Annotated in this window: 20 protein-coding genes; 2 read left to right on the forward strand and 18 right to left on the reverse strand. The window is 29.1% G+C overall.

What is annotated here, in order from left to right; translation table 11 throughout:
• Positions 1–412: 412 nt before the first annotated feature.
• Positions 413–766 (reverse strand): hypothetical protein, encoded by a 354-nt coding sequence (locus M4I33_RS04715; protein WP_257915731.1) that lies wholly within the window; start codon positions 764–766, stop codon positions 413–415.
• A gap of 106 nt (positions 767–872) precedes the next feature.
• Between M4I33_RS04715 and M4I33_RS04720 the strand changes: the two genes are divergently transcribed.
• Together M4I33_RS04720 and M4I33_RS04725 are read left to right on the forward strand one after the other, a co-directional pair.
• On the forward strand, positions 873–1,520 hold the full coding sequence (locus M4I33_RS04720; RefSeq protein ID WP_257915733.1) for an MFS transporter: 648 nt from the start codon (positions 873–875) through the stop codon (positions 1,518–1,520).
• A 54-nt stretch (positions 1,521–1,574) separates the two neighbouring features.
• Positions 1,575–2,285, forward strand: a complete 711-nt coding sequence (locus tag M4I33_RS04725) for an MFS transporter (protein WP_374707693.1) — start codon at positions 1,575–1,577, stop codon at positions 2,283–2,285.
• A 2-nt stretch (positions 2,286–2,287) separates the two neighbouring features.
• On the opposite strand, the gene murJ is transcribed toward M4I33_RS04725, so the two are convergent.
• The 17 genes from murJ to rodA form a co-directional block, all read right to left on the reverse strand.
• Positions 2,288–3,865, reverse strand: coding sequence for a murein biosynthesis integral membrane protein MurJ (gene murJ / locus M4I33_RS04730; protein WP_257915734.1), 1,578 nt, complete (start codon positions 3,863–3,865; stop codon positions 2,288–2,290).
• 92 nt (positions 3,866–3,957) lie between these two features.
• Positions 3,958–4,956 carry a hypothetical protein gene (locus M4I33_RS04735; RefSeq protein ID WP_257915735.1) on the reverse strand — a complete coding sequence of 333 codons (999 nt, stop codon included), beginning with the start codon at positions 4,954–4,956 and terminating at the stop codon, positions 3,958–3,960.
• Positions 4,957–5,038: 82 nt separating this feature from the next.
• Entirely contained in the window at positions 5,039–5,953 is a 915-nt protein-coding gene (locus M4I33_RS04740; RefSeq protein ID WP_257915736.1) for an RluA family pseudouridine synthase, read from the reverse strand.
• A gap of 31 nt (positions 5,954–5,984) precedes the next feature.
• Positions 5,985–7,526, reverse strand: coding sequence for an LCP family protein (locus M4I33_RS04745; protein ID WP_257915737.1), 1,542 nt, complete (start codon positions 7,524–7,526; stop codon positions 5,985–5,987).
• Between the two features lie 33 nt (positions 7,527–7,559).
• The gene (yqeK, locus tag M4I33_RS04750) at positions 7,560–8,126 is read right to left on the reverse strand and encodes a bis(5'-nucleosyl)-tetraphosphatase (symmetrical) YqeK (RefSeq protein WP_257915897.1); all 567 of its coding nucleotides are present in this window, start codon (positions 8,124–8,126) and stop codon (positions 7,560–7,562) included.
• Positions 8,127–8,738 (reverse strand): nicotinate-nucleotide adenylyltransferase, encoded by a 612-nt coding sequence (gene nadD, locus M4I33_RS04755; protein WP_257915739.1) that lies wholly within the window; start codon positions 8,736–8,738, stop codon positions 8,127–8,129. It abuts the gene before it with no gap.
• A 4-nt stretch (positions 8,739–8,742) separates the two neighbouring features.
• Positions 8,743–9,039, reverse strand: a complete 297-nt coding sequence (gene yhbY / locus M4I33_RS04760) for a ribosome assembly RNA-binding protein YhbY (protein WP_257915740.1) — start codon at positions 9,037–9,039, stop codon at positions 8,743–8,745.
• 45 nt (positions 9,040–9,084) lie between these two features.
• Positions 9,085–10,371, reverse strand: a complete 1,287-nt coding sequence (obgE, locus tag M4I33_RS04765) for a GTPase ObgE (protein ID WP_257915741.1) — start codon at positions 10,369–10,371, stop codon at positions 9,085–9,087.
• A 199-nt stretch (positions 10,372–10,570) separates the two neighbouring features.
• Positions 10,571–10,870 (reverse strand): 50S ribosomal protein L27, encoded by a 300-nt coding sequence (gene rpmA, locus M4I33_RS04770; protein ID WP_194190949.1) that lies wholly within the window; start codon positions 10,868–10,870, stop codon positions 10,571–10,573.
• 5 nt (positions 10,871–10,875) lie between these two features.
• Positions 10,876–11,262 (reverse strand): ribosomal-processing cysteine protease Prp, encoded by a 387-nt coding sequence (locus tag M4I33_RS04775; protein WP_257915742.1) that lies wholly within the window; start codon positions 11,260–11,262, stop codon positions 10,876–10,878.
• 3 nt (positions 11,263–11,265) lie between these two features.
• Positions 11,266–11,577: a 50S ribosomal protein L21 gene (gene rplU, locus M4I33_RS04780; protein WP_257915743.1), complete on the reverse strand. Its 312-nt coding sequence runs from the start codon at positions 11,575–11,577 to the stop codon at positions 11,266–11,268.
• A gap of 135 nt (positions 11,578–11,712) precedes the next feature.
• Positions 11,713–13,161 (reverse strand): ribonuclease E/G, encoded by a 1,449-nt coding sequence (locus tag M4I33_RS04785; RefSeq protein ID WP_257915744.1) that lies wholly within the window; start codon positions 13,159–13,161, stop codon positions 11,713–11,715.
• Between the two features lie 12 nt (positions 13,162–13,173).
• Complete coding sequence (locus tag M4I33_RS04790; protein WP_257915898.1) at positions 13,174–13,878, reverse strand: TIGR03936 family radical SAM-associated protein; 705 nt, start codon at positions 13,876–13,878, stop codon at positions 13,174–13,176.
• Complete coding sequence (locus M4I33_RS04795; RefSeq protein WP_257915745.1) at positions 13,862–15,718, reverse strand: TIGR03960 family B12-binding radical SAM protein; 1,857 nt, start codon at positions 15,716–15,718, stop codon at positions 13,862–13,864. The genes M4I33_RS04790 and M4I33_RS04795 overlap by 17 nt, the downstream gene beginning before the upstream one ends.
• A gap of 120 nt (positions 15,719–15,838) precedes the next feature.
• A complete protein-coding gene (locus tag M4I33_RS04800) occupies positions 15,839–16,690 on the reverse strand; it encodes a site-2 protease family protein (protein WP_257915746.1) in 852 nt (283 codons plus the stop codon).
• A gap of 27 nt (positions 16,691–16,717) precedes the next feature.
• Positions 16,718–17,107: a hypothetical protein gene (locus tag M4I33_RS04805; RefSeq protein WP_257915747.1), complete on the reverse strand. Its 390-nt coding sequence runs from the start codon at positions 17,105–17,107 to the stop codon at positions 16,718–16,720.
• Positions 17,108–17,229: 122 nt separating this feature from the next.
• Positions 17,230–18,399: a rod shape-determining protein RodA gene (gene rodA, locus M4I33_RS04810; protein WP_257915748.1), complete on the reverse strand. Its 1,170-nt coding sequence runs from the start codon at positions 18,397–18,399 to the stop codon at positions 17,230–17,232.
• Positions 18,400–18,430: the final 31 nt, after the last annotated feature.

The raw sequence follows: 18,430 nt of genomic DNA on the forward strand, positions 1-18,430 counted from the left end.
ACAAACTGTACATACAAATTTTTTCATAATAATCTCTCCTCTTCTTATAACACATTTATATTTAATATTTATTAATTACTTTATTATCTTGTAGAAGTTTTGTTCCTCTCTACATTTGTTATTATATAATAATTATTATTAGTTGTAAATACTTTTTTATAAAAAAAATTTCATTCATCTAAAAAATGTAATATATTGAAAGCTCCTTAAAGTAATACAATTTAAAACGAGGTAATTATAATTTATAATAGCGTACCACTAAAAAGAGTTTTCAATATATCTAGTCTAATTAAAGACTTACAAATTACAGAAAATGAAATTAAAAAGATAAAAATCTATTCCTATTTTAATAGGTTTTTCCCTTAATGGTTCTTTATTGATATTTTTATGCATATTTTTGTAATATCTTGTCCTACTGTATACTTTTTAAAAGATCCGCTCTCTTTTTCTTTTCTATGTAGTTTGTAACTCTCATCTTAAACCTAGCCCATTCCCCTAAATTATAAAAATTAATTAAATCTAAAGTAAAAAACAGTCCATCTACTATCAAGTATCTTAAATCTCTAATATTTTCTTCATTTTCTGGATTTTCTGATAAATCATCTGATTTTATTTTTACTAAACCGAATCTTTCATTAAAGAATAATAGTTTATTTTTTATATCATCATTAAAATCATTTAAATCACTATTTAGTATTTCTTCACCATATTTTATAAGTTCATTATTTATGTTGTTATACTCAGTATAAACTTTAATTAAATCCATTTTAACAGCTCCTATTTTTTATTCTTAATTAACAATATATACATTTAGACTCTATATTTCAATACTATACTTATCATAAAACTAAATAAAAGGAAGGTGATTCCATATGGAAACAACCACAAAAAAATATAATGTCTTTTTAATAGCTAGTGTATTTTTACTTGGGTCTATAGTTTGCTATCTAAATAGCACATTATTAACTACAGCCCTGCCTACTATTATGAGAGACCTTAAAATAACTCCAACAACAGGTCAGTGGCTTACTACAGCTTATATGCTTGTAAACGGAATTATGATTCCAGCATGTGCTATGCTTATAGAAAAATTTTCAACAAGAAAGCTTTTCTTTATAGCTATGGGACTTTTTACAATCGGAACTTTGCTAGGTTCAATCTCTAATTCATTTGATACATTATTAATTGCAAGAATACTTCAAGCTTCCGGTGCAGGTATAATGCTTCCTTTATCACAAACAGTATTTTTAATTATATTCCCTAAAGACAAACGTGGTGTTGCTATGGGAGTAATTGGAATTATAATTGCATTTGCACCTGCTATAGGCCCTACTTTAGCTGGTCTAATAGTAGATAAATTGCCTTGGAGATATTTATTCCACCTTGTAATACCAATAGCAGTGCTTGATTTAATTTTAGCTTACTTTCTATTAAAAAATGTAACAGAAACTAAAGAAGTAAAAATAGATATAACTTCAATTATAACTTCAAGCCTTGGATTTGGTGGCTTATTATACTGATTTAGTGAAGCTGGTAATAGGGGATTTTTATCTCCATTTGTTTATATTCCAATAATTATAGGTATAATTTCTTTAGTATTATTTACAAGAAAACAGCTTAGAGCAAAAGAACCTATGCTTAATTTAAAAGTATTTAAAAGTAAAACTTTCACTTACTCTACTTTAGTTGTAATGATAGTATTTACCGGGTTTGTTTCAGCTGAACTTATTTTACCTATGTACCTTCAAATGGCTAGAGGTTTTTCAGCCCTTGATTCAGGCCTTACTCTTATGCCTGGTGCAATAATTATGGGTGTTATGAGCCCTATAACAGGTAAAATATACGATAAGATAGGTGCAAGAGGTTTATCCCTTCTTGGTATATCTCTTTTAACTATAGGTAGCTTTATGTTATCAAGGCTAACAGCTACTACACCTGTTCATGAAATAACTGCTATATATTCACTTAGACTATTTGGACTATCTATGTTTATGATGCCAATTACAACAGATGGCCTTAATTCATTAGATAACTCATTAATACCTCACGGTACAGCAATTAATAATACTTTAAGACAAGTTGCAGGTTCTATAGGAAGTGCAATTTTAGTTACTATAATGACAACAGTGTCATCAAATTCAGGAATTAAAAATCCTATTCTTAGTGAAATTCACGGAATGAATGAATCATTTTTAGTAGCTTCTATATTCTGCTTTATAGCATTGATAATTGCATTTTTCGTAATTAAAAAAAGACCTAAAAATGAATTAAAAGGTAATAGCTAAATTTAGCTATTACCTCTTTCTTTTAATAAAATAATAATTTCTCTAATTTCTTTAACTTTTAAAATATAACATAAAGCTATATAAACTATAACGCAACACATAAAAAGCATTCCCATATACAAGAAATTAAAAGTAAATCCTAAATTCATGCCCCTTAAAGATGCACTTTTAAATCCTAGTATATTGCTAAATAAAAGTTTTAAACCTATAGCAAATATTCCCATAACTAATGATATTATTAAAAGTTTACTCATATTTTTAGCTATATCTATTATTTTAAAGTTATTAAATATATTTTTTAAGTTATATATAAGTATAAGCGTTGTAATAATTAAAGATATAGATGAAGCTAATGCTAGTCCATTATGCCCCATAAACCTAACTAATATTAAGTTTAATACTATATTAATAACTGTCGCAATTATGCTATTATACATAGGCGTTTTAGTATTCCCTGTAGAATAAAATATTTTATTTAAAACATCCCTATATCCCATAAAAATCATACCTACAGAATAACAAAGAAGGGCTGATGTAGTCATATTTATAGCAGAGTCACCAAAATTTTTATATCCAAATAAACAAACTACTATATCTTCTGCAAAAAACATAACAAAAACTAAAATAGGTATAGTTATAACACCAATTAAATTAAAAGAATTAAATGACAATTCTTCAAACTTTTTAGTCTCGTTACTTGCAGATAACTTTGATAGCTTTGGAAATATAACAGTTGTTATAGCTACAGATACCACGCTAAAAACAAAAAGATTTAATTTATTTGAATAATTTAAAGCAGATACACTTCCAACCTTTAATCCAGATGCTAAGGTTCTATCTATTAAAGTATTAATTTGAACTACAGCAGTTCCTATAAGGACTGGTAATACGAGCCTCATCATATACCTAAACCTTTTATCTTTTAAATTAAATATAAATTTATATCTATATTTTAATTTTTTCATAGAAGGATATTGAATTAAAGCTTGAGTTGAAGCACCAACAGTTGCAACTATCGCTACACCTTTTATTCCAATTACATTACTAAACATAAATCCGCCCATAACTAAAAGGTTTGAAATTATATTATTTGCTGCTGTAATTGCATACTTCTCATTTGATTGAAGATATGATGCATATATTAAAGATAATGATATAAACACAGTCATAAATGACATTATCCTAACTAAGTCTATAGAAAGTTCTAACACTTCTCCTGTAAACCCACTTGCAATTATTCTTACAAGAGGTTTTGTAAATACAAGAATAAATATAGTACTTAAAATAGAGAATATAGTAAGAACTGTTATTACGTTATTTGTAAACTTTAAAGCTTCCTCTTCCCCTTCTTCAAGCTTCACCTTATTATAAACAGGGATAAAGCAAGTAGTAACAGCTATTATCAAACACGTAAATATTACAAGTGGTATAGTCGTTGCAACAACATACGCATCAGCCTTATAACTTGTCCCAAACTTTAGTGCTAAAAGTTGTTCTCTAAAAAATCCAGTTGCTTTACTTAAAAGGGTAAAAAACATCAGAAAAAATCCGACTCTAAAAAATCCTTTATTATTATTCATTAGTTTTCCTCCAAAAATTTATCACAAAACCATTATACCTTAATATGTAAAATAAGAAAAAGACTACGTATATTTTACGTAATCTTTTATTTTTATTTAAATTTTTCAAATTTTAATTTTATTAAATTAAGATCCTTATCATTTTCTTCTAAAACTAAACCTTTATCAATTACATTTCTCACCCTATATTTTGAATCTAGTTTAGTTACTTTTAAATCATCTAAATTTATATAAATATCATTTGTTTCTTCTCCCTTTTCAGAACTAAGTGAGTAAATTACTAAGAAATTATCTTTTAAAGTTATTCCTAAACTATCACTTAAATTATACTCTTTTAAATTAAGTACTATTTTTATCTCACTATTTTCTATATTATACCTAACTAAAGCATTATCTTTTATTCCATATATATTACCTTTATAAATCTTTGGCTCTTTTAAGTTATGTTTAACTTCTATTTTATTCTTATCTTTAATATCTTTTAAAATAAATGTTTTAAATTTTTCATCCTTTTTAAGATCATTTTCAAAAACTAAAGTGCTACCTTCTAAACTTAAATTTGTAATACTATTATCTAAATTTAATATTTCTTTTAAATCCTTATCTTTGTAATAATAAATCTTAGACTTTTCCTCTTCACTAATACCAAATACTAAATCATTTTTAAAGTATGTAAGATAGACATAAGAATCATTATCTTTTGAAGTTACTTTAGGTTTTGAATCCTTTATTTCCCCTATAGTATCTATATATACTGCATTTCTATCTTCATCTTCGTTATTTTCTTTTCTATCCCATTTTAAAGATTCAACTACTGCAATATTATCTCCAAAGATATCAGCATTTCCTATAATATAATCATCATTTTTGACTTCTTTTAAAAGAGAAATTTGCTTTTTTGATTCTTCATATAAGTATAAATTATTATCCTTATAATCTACATATGCATATTTATCACCTTCACTATCAAATAAAAAATACTTATCTTTTTCTAATAACGAATCTATCCCCTTAATTTCTTTAGAATTTACACACCCTACAAAAATTATGCTACTTAAAATTAAAACTCCTAAAATTCCCTTTCTTTTCATAAATCCACCCCCATCTTTATTTTACCATATTTTACTATATTAGATAAATAAAAACACCTAAGATTTCTCTTAGGTGCTTTTATTATCTATTTATTAACTTTTCTTTTAAATCTAACATATCCTTTGGAATTTCTGCATTTAACTCTATAAATTCCTTAGTTTTTGGGTTTTTGAATTTTAAAGAATAAGCATGAAGAGCTTGCCTTTCTATAAGATCTACTTCATTATCTCCTTCTCCATATAAGAAGTCACCGTATATAGGGTGCCCGATACTACTTAAATGAACTCTTATTTGATGAGTTCTTCCAGTTTCTAAAATACATTCTACTATATCAAAACCTTCATAGCTCTCTAAGACCTTGTAATGAGTTACACTTCTTTGACCTCTTTCATCTACTACTCTTCTTAGCTTTGGAATTCCAAGTTCATCAAAAGGTCTATATATAGGTCTATCGATAGTTCCTGATTTTTCTTTAAGATTTCCGTGAACTATAGCTATATATTTTTTATATATAGCGTTTTTCTCCATCTCTTTTGAAAGATACATATGGGCATATTGATTTTTACCTATAATTATTAACCCTGAAGTGTTCATATCTAATCTGTTTACAAGCCTTACTATACAATTTTGATTTGTATTTTTAAAGTATCCTGTAACTCCATTTGATAAAGTTCCTATTTGGTGGTTTCTAGTTGGGTGAACAACCATAAAAGGTTTTTTGTTTAAAACTAAAATATCACTATTTTCAAAGACTATATCTAAATCCATATTTTCAGGAATTATATCTTGGCTTTCTTCTCTTTCTAAGATAACTTTAACCCTATCTCCAGAGTGTACTTTAGCTCTCATTCTTACTGCTTCATCATTAATTAAAATTCTCTTTTCTATAGCTGCCTTTTTTATAAGTCTAGAGGATAACTCTAATTCTTCTTTTAAATAATCTCTTATAACAAAACCGTCATACTTATCTAAAACTTTTTCTTCTAAAGCACTCATTTTCACCTTTTCCTCCTATGATTTTTACACTTTAAGATGTTTTTGCATCACTACCTAATACTATAATAACATTTGCACCTGGATACTTACTTTCATCTAACTTTTTAAAGTTTGAGAATTTAGGTAAATCCTTTTTAATCATATCTTTTATATTAGGGTCATTTACCATAATATAAGTATCGTTTGTAAGTTCTCCGTTACCTGTAGTTATAGTTTCATATCCCTTTTGATTAAGTTCTAATTGATAACTAGCAGCAAGTCCTCCTATTTTAGTTCCATTTAATATTCTAATTTTAACATCCTCACGTGATACTTTATCTAAGGATGTATCTGAAGAGTTTAGAGCTTTTATTAAATCAGAATTAGCACTCTTATCTGCTACTACATATGATTGACCTTCTATCATTTGCGGAGTTCCTTTTAATGTTGTCATTATTATATCTCCTGATTTTAAACCTATAAATTTAAAACCATATTTTAATAATGCATCACCTGAGATATTTGTTTCTATATTATTTCCAACAACATCTAATACCTTTGGAATTTTAAATAGCATAGTTGGACTAATACATTTCTTTACAACTTCTTCTATAAACTTGTGCTGATTTTTAATTCTATCTAAATCACCGTTTGGAAGTCCTGTTCCATCGTCATTTTTTCTCCATCTAAAGAACTTTTCTGCATCTTCACCATTTAAATGAGGCGTAGTTCCTTTATCAAAGTCTATTTTTAACTTTTGAGATTTATCTGTATAATGCATATCGTGTTCTATATACATATCAACACCACCGATAGCATCTATAAACTCCCTAAAGCCTTTATAATTTACTTTCGCTAAATAGTTTATTTTGATATCTAAAAGATCTTCGACTTCCTCTATAACTCTTGCATCTCCCCCTATAGGGTATGCTGCATTTATCTTCCAACGCTTCCCGTTTATATCTATCATTGTATCTCTTGGGATAGATACAACGTGCATCTTTTTAGTTGTAGGGTTATAGTTTATTACCATAATTGTATCCGTTCTTTTATTAGCTTCTATTTCAGGGTGGTCAACGTCCCCTACATCTAATCCTAAAAGAAGGATATTTACAGTTTTATTCATAGGAACTGGATTTGGTTTTATCATGTTGTTATCAGTTACTTTAGATACAAGACCTGCAACGCTATAGATTGTATATCCTATAAATAAACCTAAAACTAAAACCAACCCAAGGATAACTCTTTTAATTATCTTTTTTCTTTTTTGCTTATTTTTAGTTTTCTTGTTTTTTTCTATTGCTCTTCTATCTACTGGCTTTCTGCCTTCTTTATTACTTTGAGTTTCGTAAGCTACCCTTCTTCTTCTATCGTCGTTTGGTACCTTACTATCACTAGAACTCCTCTTTTGCTTTTCTTTATTTATTCTTCTTTGGCGCTCGCTATCTACACTTCTTCTGCTTCTGCCTTCTTTTTCGATCTCTTCTCTTCTTTTTTCTATTCTTCTTTGTCTTTTTCTATATTCTTCTTTTTCTTTTTCAGTCATCCGCCTACCAGAACTAACTACAGGTCTTCGTCTTCTATCGTCCGCCATAATTTAACACCCCATATCACTACTTACTAATAATTATAGATTTAAAATAAGACCATTTCTAAAGGCAATTGTATTTTCATCTATAAGATTTCCTCTATCTAAAAGGTATCTTATAGTATGATTCACTCCAATTAAAACTCCAGAGTCTAAATCTTTTAAAACAGCTTCTCTTATTTCTTCTACTCCATCAAATCTTCTAGATGGTTCTATCATATCAGCTATATAAATAATTTTTTCAAGTTTTGTCATACTAAGTTTTCCTGTAGTATGCCATCTCATAGCCCCTAATATTTCTTCGTCATTTATATTAAACTTTTCTTTAGCTACTATAGGCGCTGCTATACTATGCCAAAGTGTTTGTGTATTTTTCTCACTTATTGATAACTCTATATTATTATTTTTAAATATCTCTAATAATTCTTCATTACTTAAATTTTTGCAAATATCATGGCATAACGCAGCTATCTCTGCACGTTTTTCATCCACACCAAAAAGATTTGCTAACTTCTTAGCTGTTGATACTACACCCATTGTGTGTATAAACCTCTTATCTTCTAAGTTTTCTTTAAGATAATTATATATTATTTCATAGTTCATAATTTAAATTTCCTTTTTGTAGAGTTTATTTTTTTCTATTATGGAGTTTACTTCTTCTGGTAAAAAGAAATCTACTCTCTTACCTTCTTTTATTCTTTCTCTTATATCTGTTGAAGATATATCTAGATCTTTTAAATTTAAAAATGTTATTTTTTTATCATATTTATTTTCTACTAACTTTTTTTCTTCTATTAAATCTTTTTCCCTAAACCCCGGCCTATCAAAAACAACAAGATTTGCTGAATTTAAAATTCTATCAACCCTTACCCATTTATCAAGGTTTATTAAACAATCTGCACCTGTTATAAAAAATAATTCTGCGTCTATATATTTTTTCTTTAAGTATTCTAATGTTTGATAAGTATAACTTAGACCCTCTTTAAGTATTTCAAAATCAGACACTTCAAATCCTTCATAACCTTTAGTAGCTTCTAAAACCATCTTATACCTTAATGAAGCCTCCGTAACACGTTTATTACGCTTATGCGGAGGACTTCCATTTGGCATAAATATAATCTTATCTAACGATAATTTTTCTTTAGCTTCATATGCTATATAAAGATGTGCAAAATGAATAGGATCAAAAGTTCCACCTATAATCCCATATCTTTTCATTTTTTTACTTCTTTGGAACTTCTATTTTTGGATTCTTTTTAGATTGCTTATATAAAACCATCTTGCTTCCAATAGCTTGTATTCCGTCACATTTAACCGCTTTGCAGATAAAGTCTGAAGCTTCTCTAGCTTCTAAACCGCTATTTTCAAGAACTTTTATTTTTATAAGCTCTCTCTTTTCTAAAGCTTCTTCAACTTGCTTTAAAAAGTTTTCTTCTATTCCATTTTTACCTATTTGGAAAATTGGGTCTATGTTATGTGATAATTTTCTTAAGTAAGCTCTTTGTTTTCCTGTTAACATTAAAATGTTTCCTCCTAAAATAACTTATTTATCTTAAAGTCTTTATTAAAGAATATATTCAAATTCGAAATTATCAAGTCTTACCATATCTCCATCTCTAATACCAAGTTCTCTTAAATCATCTAACACACCTTTATTCTTAAGAACTTTGTGGAAGTATCTTAATGAATCTGCATCGTGGATGTTTACAGCACTTAATAATCTGTCTACGAAGCTTCCTGAAACAACATAAGTGTCACATTCTTCTCCTCTTTCGATTTCTATATCGTAAGTGAATTTCTTCTCTTCTGGTATATATCTTTCTTCGTCTAAAATTTCAAGTCCAGTTATTGGAATTTCTTTAAGTTCTTTAGCTGCCTCTTTTATAACTGCATCAACATTTTCTCTAGTTGCAGCTGACATTTTATAAACTTTATCGTATCCAAGTTCTTTAACTTTTCTTTCAAATTCTACGAACACTTCTTCATCAAATAAAAGATCTGCTTTATTAGCTACTACTATTTGAGGTCTATCCCAAAGTTTTACTGAGTAGTTTTTAAGCTCTTCGTTTATTTTTACGAAGTCTTCAAAAGGATCTCTTCCTTCTATTCCTGATATATCTACTACGTGAATTAAAAGTCTAGTTCTTTCGATGTGTCTTAAGAACTCAAGTCCAAGTCCAACCCCTTCACTAGCACCTTCTATAATTCCTGGGATATCTGCCATTACAAATGGTTCAATTCCATCTACAGCAACAACTCCTAAGTTAGGTTTTATAGTTGTGAAGTGATAGTTAGCTATCTTTGGTTTAGCTTTAGTTGTCATTGAAAGGAATGTTGATTTACCTACATTTGGGAAACCAAGTAATCCAACGTCAGCTAATAATTTAAGTTCTAAAACTATATTCATTTCCTCTCCAGGCATTCCTGGTTCAGCGAAATGAGGCGCTTGTCTAGTAGGTGTAGTAAATTTGCAGTTACCTTTTCCACCTTTTCCACCTCTTAATAGTACGAACTCTGAATCTTTTTCTGAAAGGTCACAAACAATTTTGTTACTTTCAGCTTCTCTTATAATAGTTCCAAGCGGTACTCTTATAAGTAAATCTTCTCCGTCTCTTCCGTAACATTTTGAAGTTCCCCCATTTTCACCTGGGTCTGCTACGAATTTTCTTCTATATTTAAAATCCATTAATGTCGTAATTCCTGTGTCTACTCTAAAGATGATGCTTCCGCCTCTTCCACCATCTCCACCATCTGGTCCACCAAGTGGTACATACTTTTCTCTTCTAAAAGAAACGCATCCGTCTCCACCTTTACCAGACTTTACAAATACCTTGGCCTTATCTATAAACATATGACAATCCTCCTTCTGTAAATGTCTTATTTCTTATCTTAAGTATTCCCTTTTAAGCCCCATTAAATCAAGCTTAAAGTAAAATATTCAATTTATTATATCATAATAATATAACAAAAATTTATTTCTTTAGGGATTTTTAAGAAAATTTATCTCTATATTTAAAAAGCACCCAAAAACTTGGGTGCTTTTATAATAACTATTCAGCTATTTCTTCTACTTGAACTGGGTAAACAGAAGCTTTCTTCTTGTCTCTTCCCATTCTTTCAAATTTAACTACTCCATCGATTTTAGCGAATAAAGTATCATCCTTACCCTTACCTACGTTTGTACCTGGGTGGATTTTAGTTCCTCTTTGTCTTACGATGATGTTTCCAGCTAGAACGAATTCTCCGTCTGCTGATTTAACACCTAGTCTCTTTGACTCAGAATCTCTACCGTTCTTTGAGCTACCTACCCCTTTTTTGTGGGCAAATAATTGAAGGTTCATTATTAGCATTTTCACTACACCTCCTCTTTCACTAATTTTATATATTCTATGCGTTTAGTTTTTCCAAACATTTGATCCAAACTAGAAATTACACTTTCTAAGCTTTTCTCGAAGGTTTTAAGTAAAACCTGAGCTTCATCTAATTCTTCTTTAGAAAAATCAGATAAATCTAGCTTTAGGTATCCGTCTGCCATCTCATAAGAACAATTAAGTTTTAAAACTTCATCTAATCCTATAAGAACACTTTGTGATAAGACTGAAACTGAGTTACATATCATATCAAAAGCTTCGCCAACTAGGGATATATCACTTTGAAAGTCTCTATCGCCTGGCATTGCGTGACTGTCTATAGCGAATCCTAATAAATTATCATCTTTTTTTAAAATCTCAACTTTAATCATAGATTATGCTTCGATCTTTTCGATAACTAATTTAGTGTATGGTTGTCTGTGACCATTCTTTCTTCTGTAGTCTTTCTTAGCTTTATACTTGAAAACTACAACTTTCTTAGCTTTACCTTGAGCTACAACCTTAGCTGTAACTTTAGCTCCTTCAACCATTGGCTTACCAACTGTTAAAGTTTCTCCGTTTGATACTGCTAATACTTCTGTTAATTCAACTGTTGAATCTACAGCTGCATCTAACTTCTCTACGAATAATACATCGCCCTCTTGAACTCTGTATTGCTTTCCTCCTGTTGCTACTACTGCGTACATTAAAACACCTCCTCATAACGGTCTCGCCACTACGGGTACAAAGTTTCTCTCTTTGTTTTTCGAAAAATAAACCCTATCGTGAGCGGTTTACTAAAATAGTTTAACATATGACATTTTTTTTGTAAAGGAACTTTTTTAATATTTTTGAATTGAACTTATTTTAAAATCTTTAATATTTTCTTTTTGACTATTGAAAATTAAAGGTTCAATTTTATATCCATCAATTCCTTCTGAATATTTTAAGTATATTTCTTTATCTAATCCATCTATATTTTTTAAGAAAGAAAATTTATCTCCGTTAACTCTCTCTCTATATATAGGGTCAAGTTCTATAAAGAAACTTGTTATAGTATTATCATCTACAGACCTTAAAATATCATTTTTTATTAATTCTTCAAGATAAGATAATTTCATAACCATACCTGTTCCTTCGCATCTTGTGCATCCTTCTTCGATATAGTCATAAATTGATTTTCCTCTTCTTCTTCTAGAAATTTGAATTAAGTCTAGTTCTGTAAATGGGAAAATTTTACTTGCACTCTTATCTTCTTTTAAGCCATCTTTAAGGGCATGCATAACTTTTTGCCTTGCACCTTTATCTCTCATATCGATAAAATCTATAACGATTATCCCAGAAAGGTTTCTTAGCATAATTTGCCTTGAAGCTTCTTTTGCCGCTTCTAAATTAGTTTCTAATATAGTTTTATCAAAGTTTCTCTCTTTAATATTTTTTCCACTATTTACATCAATTACGTACATAGCTTCTGTTTTTTCTATAACTATATTTCCACCGCATTTAAGTCTAACTTTGTTGTGTCTAAGTTTTAGAATTTCTTTTTCTATATTATAAAAATCAAATAGATGTCTGTTTCCTTCGTAGGCTTGAACCTTTACGTTTTGTTCTCCATCTATATAACTTTTAACTAAATATTCATCAAACTTATTATCTACGTGAATTATTAAGTTTCCTTTAGTTATGTTATCTCTTAAAACTTTACTTAAAGTTATATCTTCTCCAAAAACCTTCCCTAAAGATTTACTAAATTTAAGTTTTCTCTCTAGTTCACTATTAATTTCTATAAGCTTACTTTCTTCTTTTAATAGAAGTTCTAAAGGTACGTTTGCTCCTTCTGTTCTTACAGTAACGTTCATCCCTGAAACATTTTTAAGTTCTGCTAAAATAAGTTTCTTTTTCACATCGTCTGTGATTCTTCTAGAGAAGGTTATCCCCTCTTTATCCTTATTTAAAACTATATATTTCCCAGGAATACTGTATTTAGGGCTAACTTTAGCTCCCTTTTCATTTAAAGGTTCTTTAGAAATTTCAACTAAAAGCTCATCGCCTTTTTTAATTTCGGCTTTTCTAAGTTCTTCACTATAATACATATAACCTTCTTTTTCTAACCCCATATCTAAGAATATAGAATTTATTCCATGTATTATATTTTTAACTCTAGCTTTATAGATTTCTCCTGATTTTGGCTCCTTTGAATTTTCTTCTATTAAAAACTCTTCAATTTCACTGTTATTTTTAATAGCTATCCTTAATAATTCTTCTCTTCTTTCAATAAAAATCTCTCTCATTAATTACACTTCCTATATACATTTATAAAGCGGTATTAAGCTTCCATTTTTATCAATATACATTTCTTCTCTTCTGATTTCTATAAATTGATCTTCTAAGACTCCTGTTGTATGTTTCTTTATTAAATCACTAAACAAATCAGCAGAAAGGTGTGCTCTACTTCCTGAACTTATAATAACATTAAAAACTCCATAAGAATCTTTAGTCCAATATTTAACATCGTGAACCATAGGTCTTATATCAACATCTTTTTCACTTCTTTTAGTTTTTTTAGTCATTATCCACTCTCTTGCACTTAAAAGATTTTTCATTTCTTCTTCAAATCTATCTAAATTATCATATTCTATTTTGATAGTATACTTAGCTGCATCTATTAATGCCATAGCTTGAGGAAATTTCTTTTCGTTTTGTTTAGGTGGATATATCTTACTTGCTTCTAAGAACTTAACTCCTCTTGCTGTAACTTTATTTAATTTTTCTATAACTTCTTCAGTATCTACTTCTTTAGTTAAAACTAAATCCATATACTCTCCGCTTGAATAAACTCCAACTGAAAGAGGCTGCGCCATTGAAAGTGACATATGAGGGTTAAAGCCCTTTGAATATTCAACTGGTATTTCTGATCTTCTAATTATTCTTTGAATAGTTCTCATTAGGTCTAAGTGACCTATAAATTTTATTTCTGGTTCTTTAGTAAATTTAATTAAGTAACGCACCTTCAAAACACTCTCCTTCTTTAAAGTTTACATTTACCCCGCAACCTGTACATCCTTTTCTACAGTTTTGAGTTAAAATAGCATCTTTAGCTTTTTCGTTTTCTCTTTCTAGATATGATCTATTAACTCCTATATCTATAAAGTCCCAAGGAAGTATTTCATCGTATGATCTTTCTCTATAAGCATAGAAGTCAGGTGAAACATTACATTCTTCCATAGCTTCAAGCCATGAATCAAATTTAAAGTATTCTGACCAACCGTCAAACTTACATCCTTTTTCGAAAGCTTTTATAAGTACATCACAAAGTTTTCTATCTCCTCTTGCAAAAACAGCTTCCATAAGTGAAGTCTTTTGCTCGTGGTAGTTATAAACTATAGCACTAGATTTTAGTGACATTTTAACAGCTTTGATTTTTTCACCTACAACATCCATTCTTTCCATAGGTGCCCATTGGAATGGAGTAAATGGTTTTGGAACTAAGATTGAAGTACTTACTGTAACTCTAAGTCCTTTTTGTCTTACTCCTTTTGGTACTTTAAAGTACTCTTCTACCATCTTACCTGCTAAATCTCCTATAGCTTCGCAATCTTCAATTTTCTCGTAAGGAAGACCTATTATAAAGTAAAGTTTTATAGTGCTCCAACCTGACTCAAACGCAGACCTTGTAGCTTCTAATATTCTTTCTTCTGTTAATCCTTTATTTATTACGTCTCTCATTCTTTGAGAACCAGCTTCTGGTGCAAATGTTAATCCAGTTTTTCTAACCTTTTGGATTTCTTTAATTAAATCTACTGAGAATGCATCTACTCTAATTGAAGGAAGTGCTACCCCTACTTTGTTATCGCTGTGTTCTTTTACTAAATCTAATATAAGATTTTGAATATCTGAATAATCGCAAATACTTAATGAAGCTAATGAAATTTCTTGGTATCCTGTTGATTTTACAAGATCTCTAGCTTGCTTTAAAAGTGTTTCACGGCTCTTTTCTCTAACCGGTCTATATATCATACCAGCTTGACAGAATCTACAACCATTAGTACATCCTCTAGTTGTTTCAAGTACGATTCTATCGTGAACTACGTCAGTATAAGGGACTATCATATCTTCTATAGGGAATTCAACTTTATCAAAGTTTGTTATAATTCTCTTTTGAACTACAGAAGGTACATCTTCGAATTTAGGTTTAAATTCTTTAATTGTTCCGTCTTCATTATAAGTAACATCATAAAGTGAAGGTACATAAATACCTTTTATTTTTGAAATTTCTCTTAAGAATTCTTTTTTAGATTTTTTACCTTTAAATTTAGAGTAAACATCTAAAACGTCGTTCATCATTTCTTCTCCCTCACCTAGTTCAAAGAAATCTACTATATCATAAAGTGGCTCTGGGTTGTAAGCGCAAGGTCCACCTGCCATAATTATAGGCTCATCTTCTCCTCTTTCTGAAGCCCTAAGTGTTATGCCTGACATATTTAACATATTTAAAATATTTGTATAACTCATCTCATATTGAAGAGTAAATCCAAGCATATCAAATTCTTCTAACGAATCTTTTGATTCTAATGCATATAGAGGAATATTATTTTTTCTCATTTCCTCTTCCATATCTGGCCATGGTGCAAAAACTCTTTCGCAATAAGTATCTTTTCTTTCATTTATAGTGTGATAAAGTATTCTTGTTCCTAAATGAGACATTCCTACTTCATATACATCTGGAAAACAAAAAGCAAATCTAATATCTACTTCCTTTGGATTTTTAATAACTTGGTTAAGTTCTCCACCAACATATCTAGCTGGCTTTTCAACCTTACTTAAGATGTTATCTGAAATTTTATTCATTAAAATTACATCCTCCTAAAATTAAACTATCATTTTTTCATTCCTCTATTCTAGCACAAATTACATTTTTCTTCTATCCTTATCGAATTTAGACCTAAAAAGACAAAGAGGATGCATAGTCTATACATCCTCTTTCTTAATATACTCTTCTAAAGAAATATCACCATATTCTTTTAAACCCTTTATCACTTCATCTTCATGAATTATTTTTAATAATTTTATCTCCTCATCTAATATATAAAAGGTATTGAATTTATCTTTTTCAAAAAGCATCAAAACTTTTAAAAGACTCATTTTATAATAAACAGATAATGTCCTATTTTGTATATAGCCTTCGTTTTCTATCCTTTTTCTTTTCTTAATTAAATCACTCATCATTATATAAGAAGTTGCTTTTCTTTCAGTTATAGATGAATAAATAAAAAGTCCTCCAACTAATAACAGTGTGATATTAATTTTATGTAATATAAGAAGAATAAAAAAGCTAATTATAAAAATTCCAGAAATTACTAAACTAACAATACTCACAACCTTTTTCCCTTTTCTAAAGGTCATAAATCTCATAATTATAATTTCAAGCATTCTAGAACCATCTAAAGGATAACAAGGTAAAATATTAAAAAAGAATAACCCAAAATTTAGGCTATAACATATGTTTAAAAAGGACCAGTTTACTTTAAGCGAAATTATATAAAATATTAATCCTAAAATTAAATTAAAAAAAGGTCCACTAAAATATATAATAAATCTTTTAAAAGAGTCTAAGTCTTCTATCTCTTCTATCTCAGCCTTAGTACCAATAAGTAAAAAGTCTATCTTATAAAGGTTTAACCCATATAATTTACTTACAAATACATGCGTGAATTCGTGCAAGAAGATAAATAAAAAACCTAATAAATACAGATTATTAAAATTAATTACTATAGCAAGAATCACTATATCTAATAGTAAAAACTTAATAGATTTTTTCATAAACACCCCAAAACTAAATCGCTAAACCTATTTTATTTTTATTTCTTTTATCTTTTCAAGTACCCAATCTAAATTCACAAATTCTTTTAGTTCATCTACAGTATAATTTTTTTCAATCATTCCTTTTGCTTCTTTATAAAGCCCTTCTTTTCCATAACCTTTAAGTCCAATAAAGCTTAAAAAAATCAAAAAAATTATCATAGCACCTAAAATATCATAATATATTACTTTTACTATGCTATTTTCTTCTTTTGCTTTAGTTCCCTTATAATAATTAACTCCTCTACTTATAGCTAAATCATTTCTATGCTTAATAAATTTAGGGTTAACTTTAACATTATCATTATCTCCTCCTAAATCTCTCCCACTTTTTAAGCCGCTATAATAGTCCTCATATTCTCTTCTATAACTACCCATTTTAATCATCTCCCTTTTAAGTAACACTATTAAAATTATATTTAGAAGAAGCTTATATTATGCTTAGATAATAAAAAATAAAGACATACAAAACTTAAATAGTTTTGTATGTCTTTTATAAATTAAAATCTTATTTTCTTTCTTCTCATTCCGATATTAAGTACAAGTCCAATTGACATTATTGTAGTTAAAAGTGAACTACCACCATAACTTACAAGAGGAAGTGTTATACCTGTAATTGGCATAAGCCCTATAGTCATACCGATATTTTGGAAAATCGCAAAAAGTAAGTATGATACAAGACCAACTGAAATAATAGAACCAAAAATATCTTTTGAAGTTCTAGCTATTGCAATCATCCGACTAATTAACACTCCATATAAAAATAATACAAAAAGCGAACCTATAAGTCCCCAATGCTCTGACGTAGCTGCAAAGATAAAGTCCGTTTGAACTTCTGGAACGTGTTGAGACGCATACCCTGTGCTTCCGTCTGTTTTAAGTGAAGGTCTACTTCCTAAGATTCCCCCAGAACCAATACTTATAAGTGATTGATTTAAATGATACCCCGTTCCTTGGGAATTTGCTTCTGGGTGTAAAAATGAAGTTATTCTTCCCTTTTGATAATCTTGAATTATCCCTGAATTCCAAACTACAACTATTCCTATAAGTAAAGCTGCAAACCCTCCAAGTATAACTCTCTTATCAAGCCCTGCTATAAAAAATACTCCAAGCACCATAAAGAAACATACCATAGTCATTCCCATATCAGGTTGAGTTACGATTAAAAGAACTGGAACTGCTGCATAAAAAACTAGCATAAAGAAGTTTTTAGGTTCGTTTATATCTGAATCTATTTCTTCTAATTTTTTTGCAAGCATCATAATCATAGCTATCTTTGCAACCTCTGCCGGTTGGAGTGAAATCGGTCCAAACTTTAACCAACCTCTAGCACCATTAACTACAACTCCAAAGAATTTAGTTATAAAAAGAAGTAGTACTGAACCCCAATAAAATATAGGAACATAATTGTAAAGCACTCTATAATCTATTGCCATAAATATGTATAAAGCTACTAAAGATATTATAAGCCAAATAAACTGTCTCTTTGCGGTAGCAAATGGGTCTGTGTTGCCTTTAGTTGCTAAGTATATATTAAGTATCCCAAAAAGAGCAAGTGCTATTGTTGAGAATAATAAAGGTTTATCTATATCTCTGATCTTTTTAAAATCAAGTTTAAATTTATCACTATATGAATCTCTTCTATCAAATAGTAAATCTCCTCTAAGCAAATTCTCACCTCCTGAAATTTTCTCATAATTT

The sequence above is a fragment of the Clostridium sp. LY3-2 genome (genome assembly GCF_024705715.1).
Lineage (GTDB): Bacteria > Bacillota > Clostridia > Clostridiales > Clostridiaceae > Clostridium.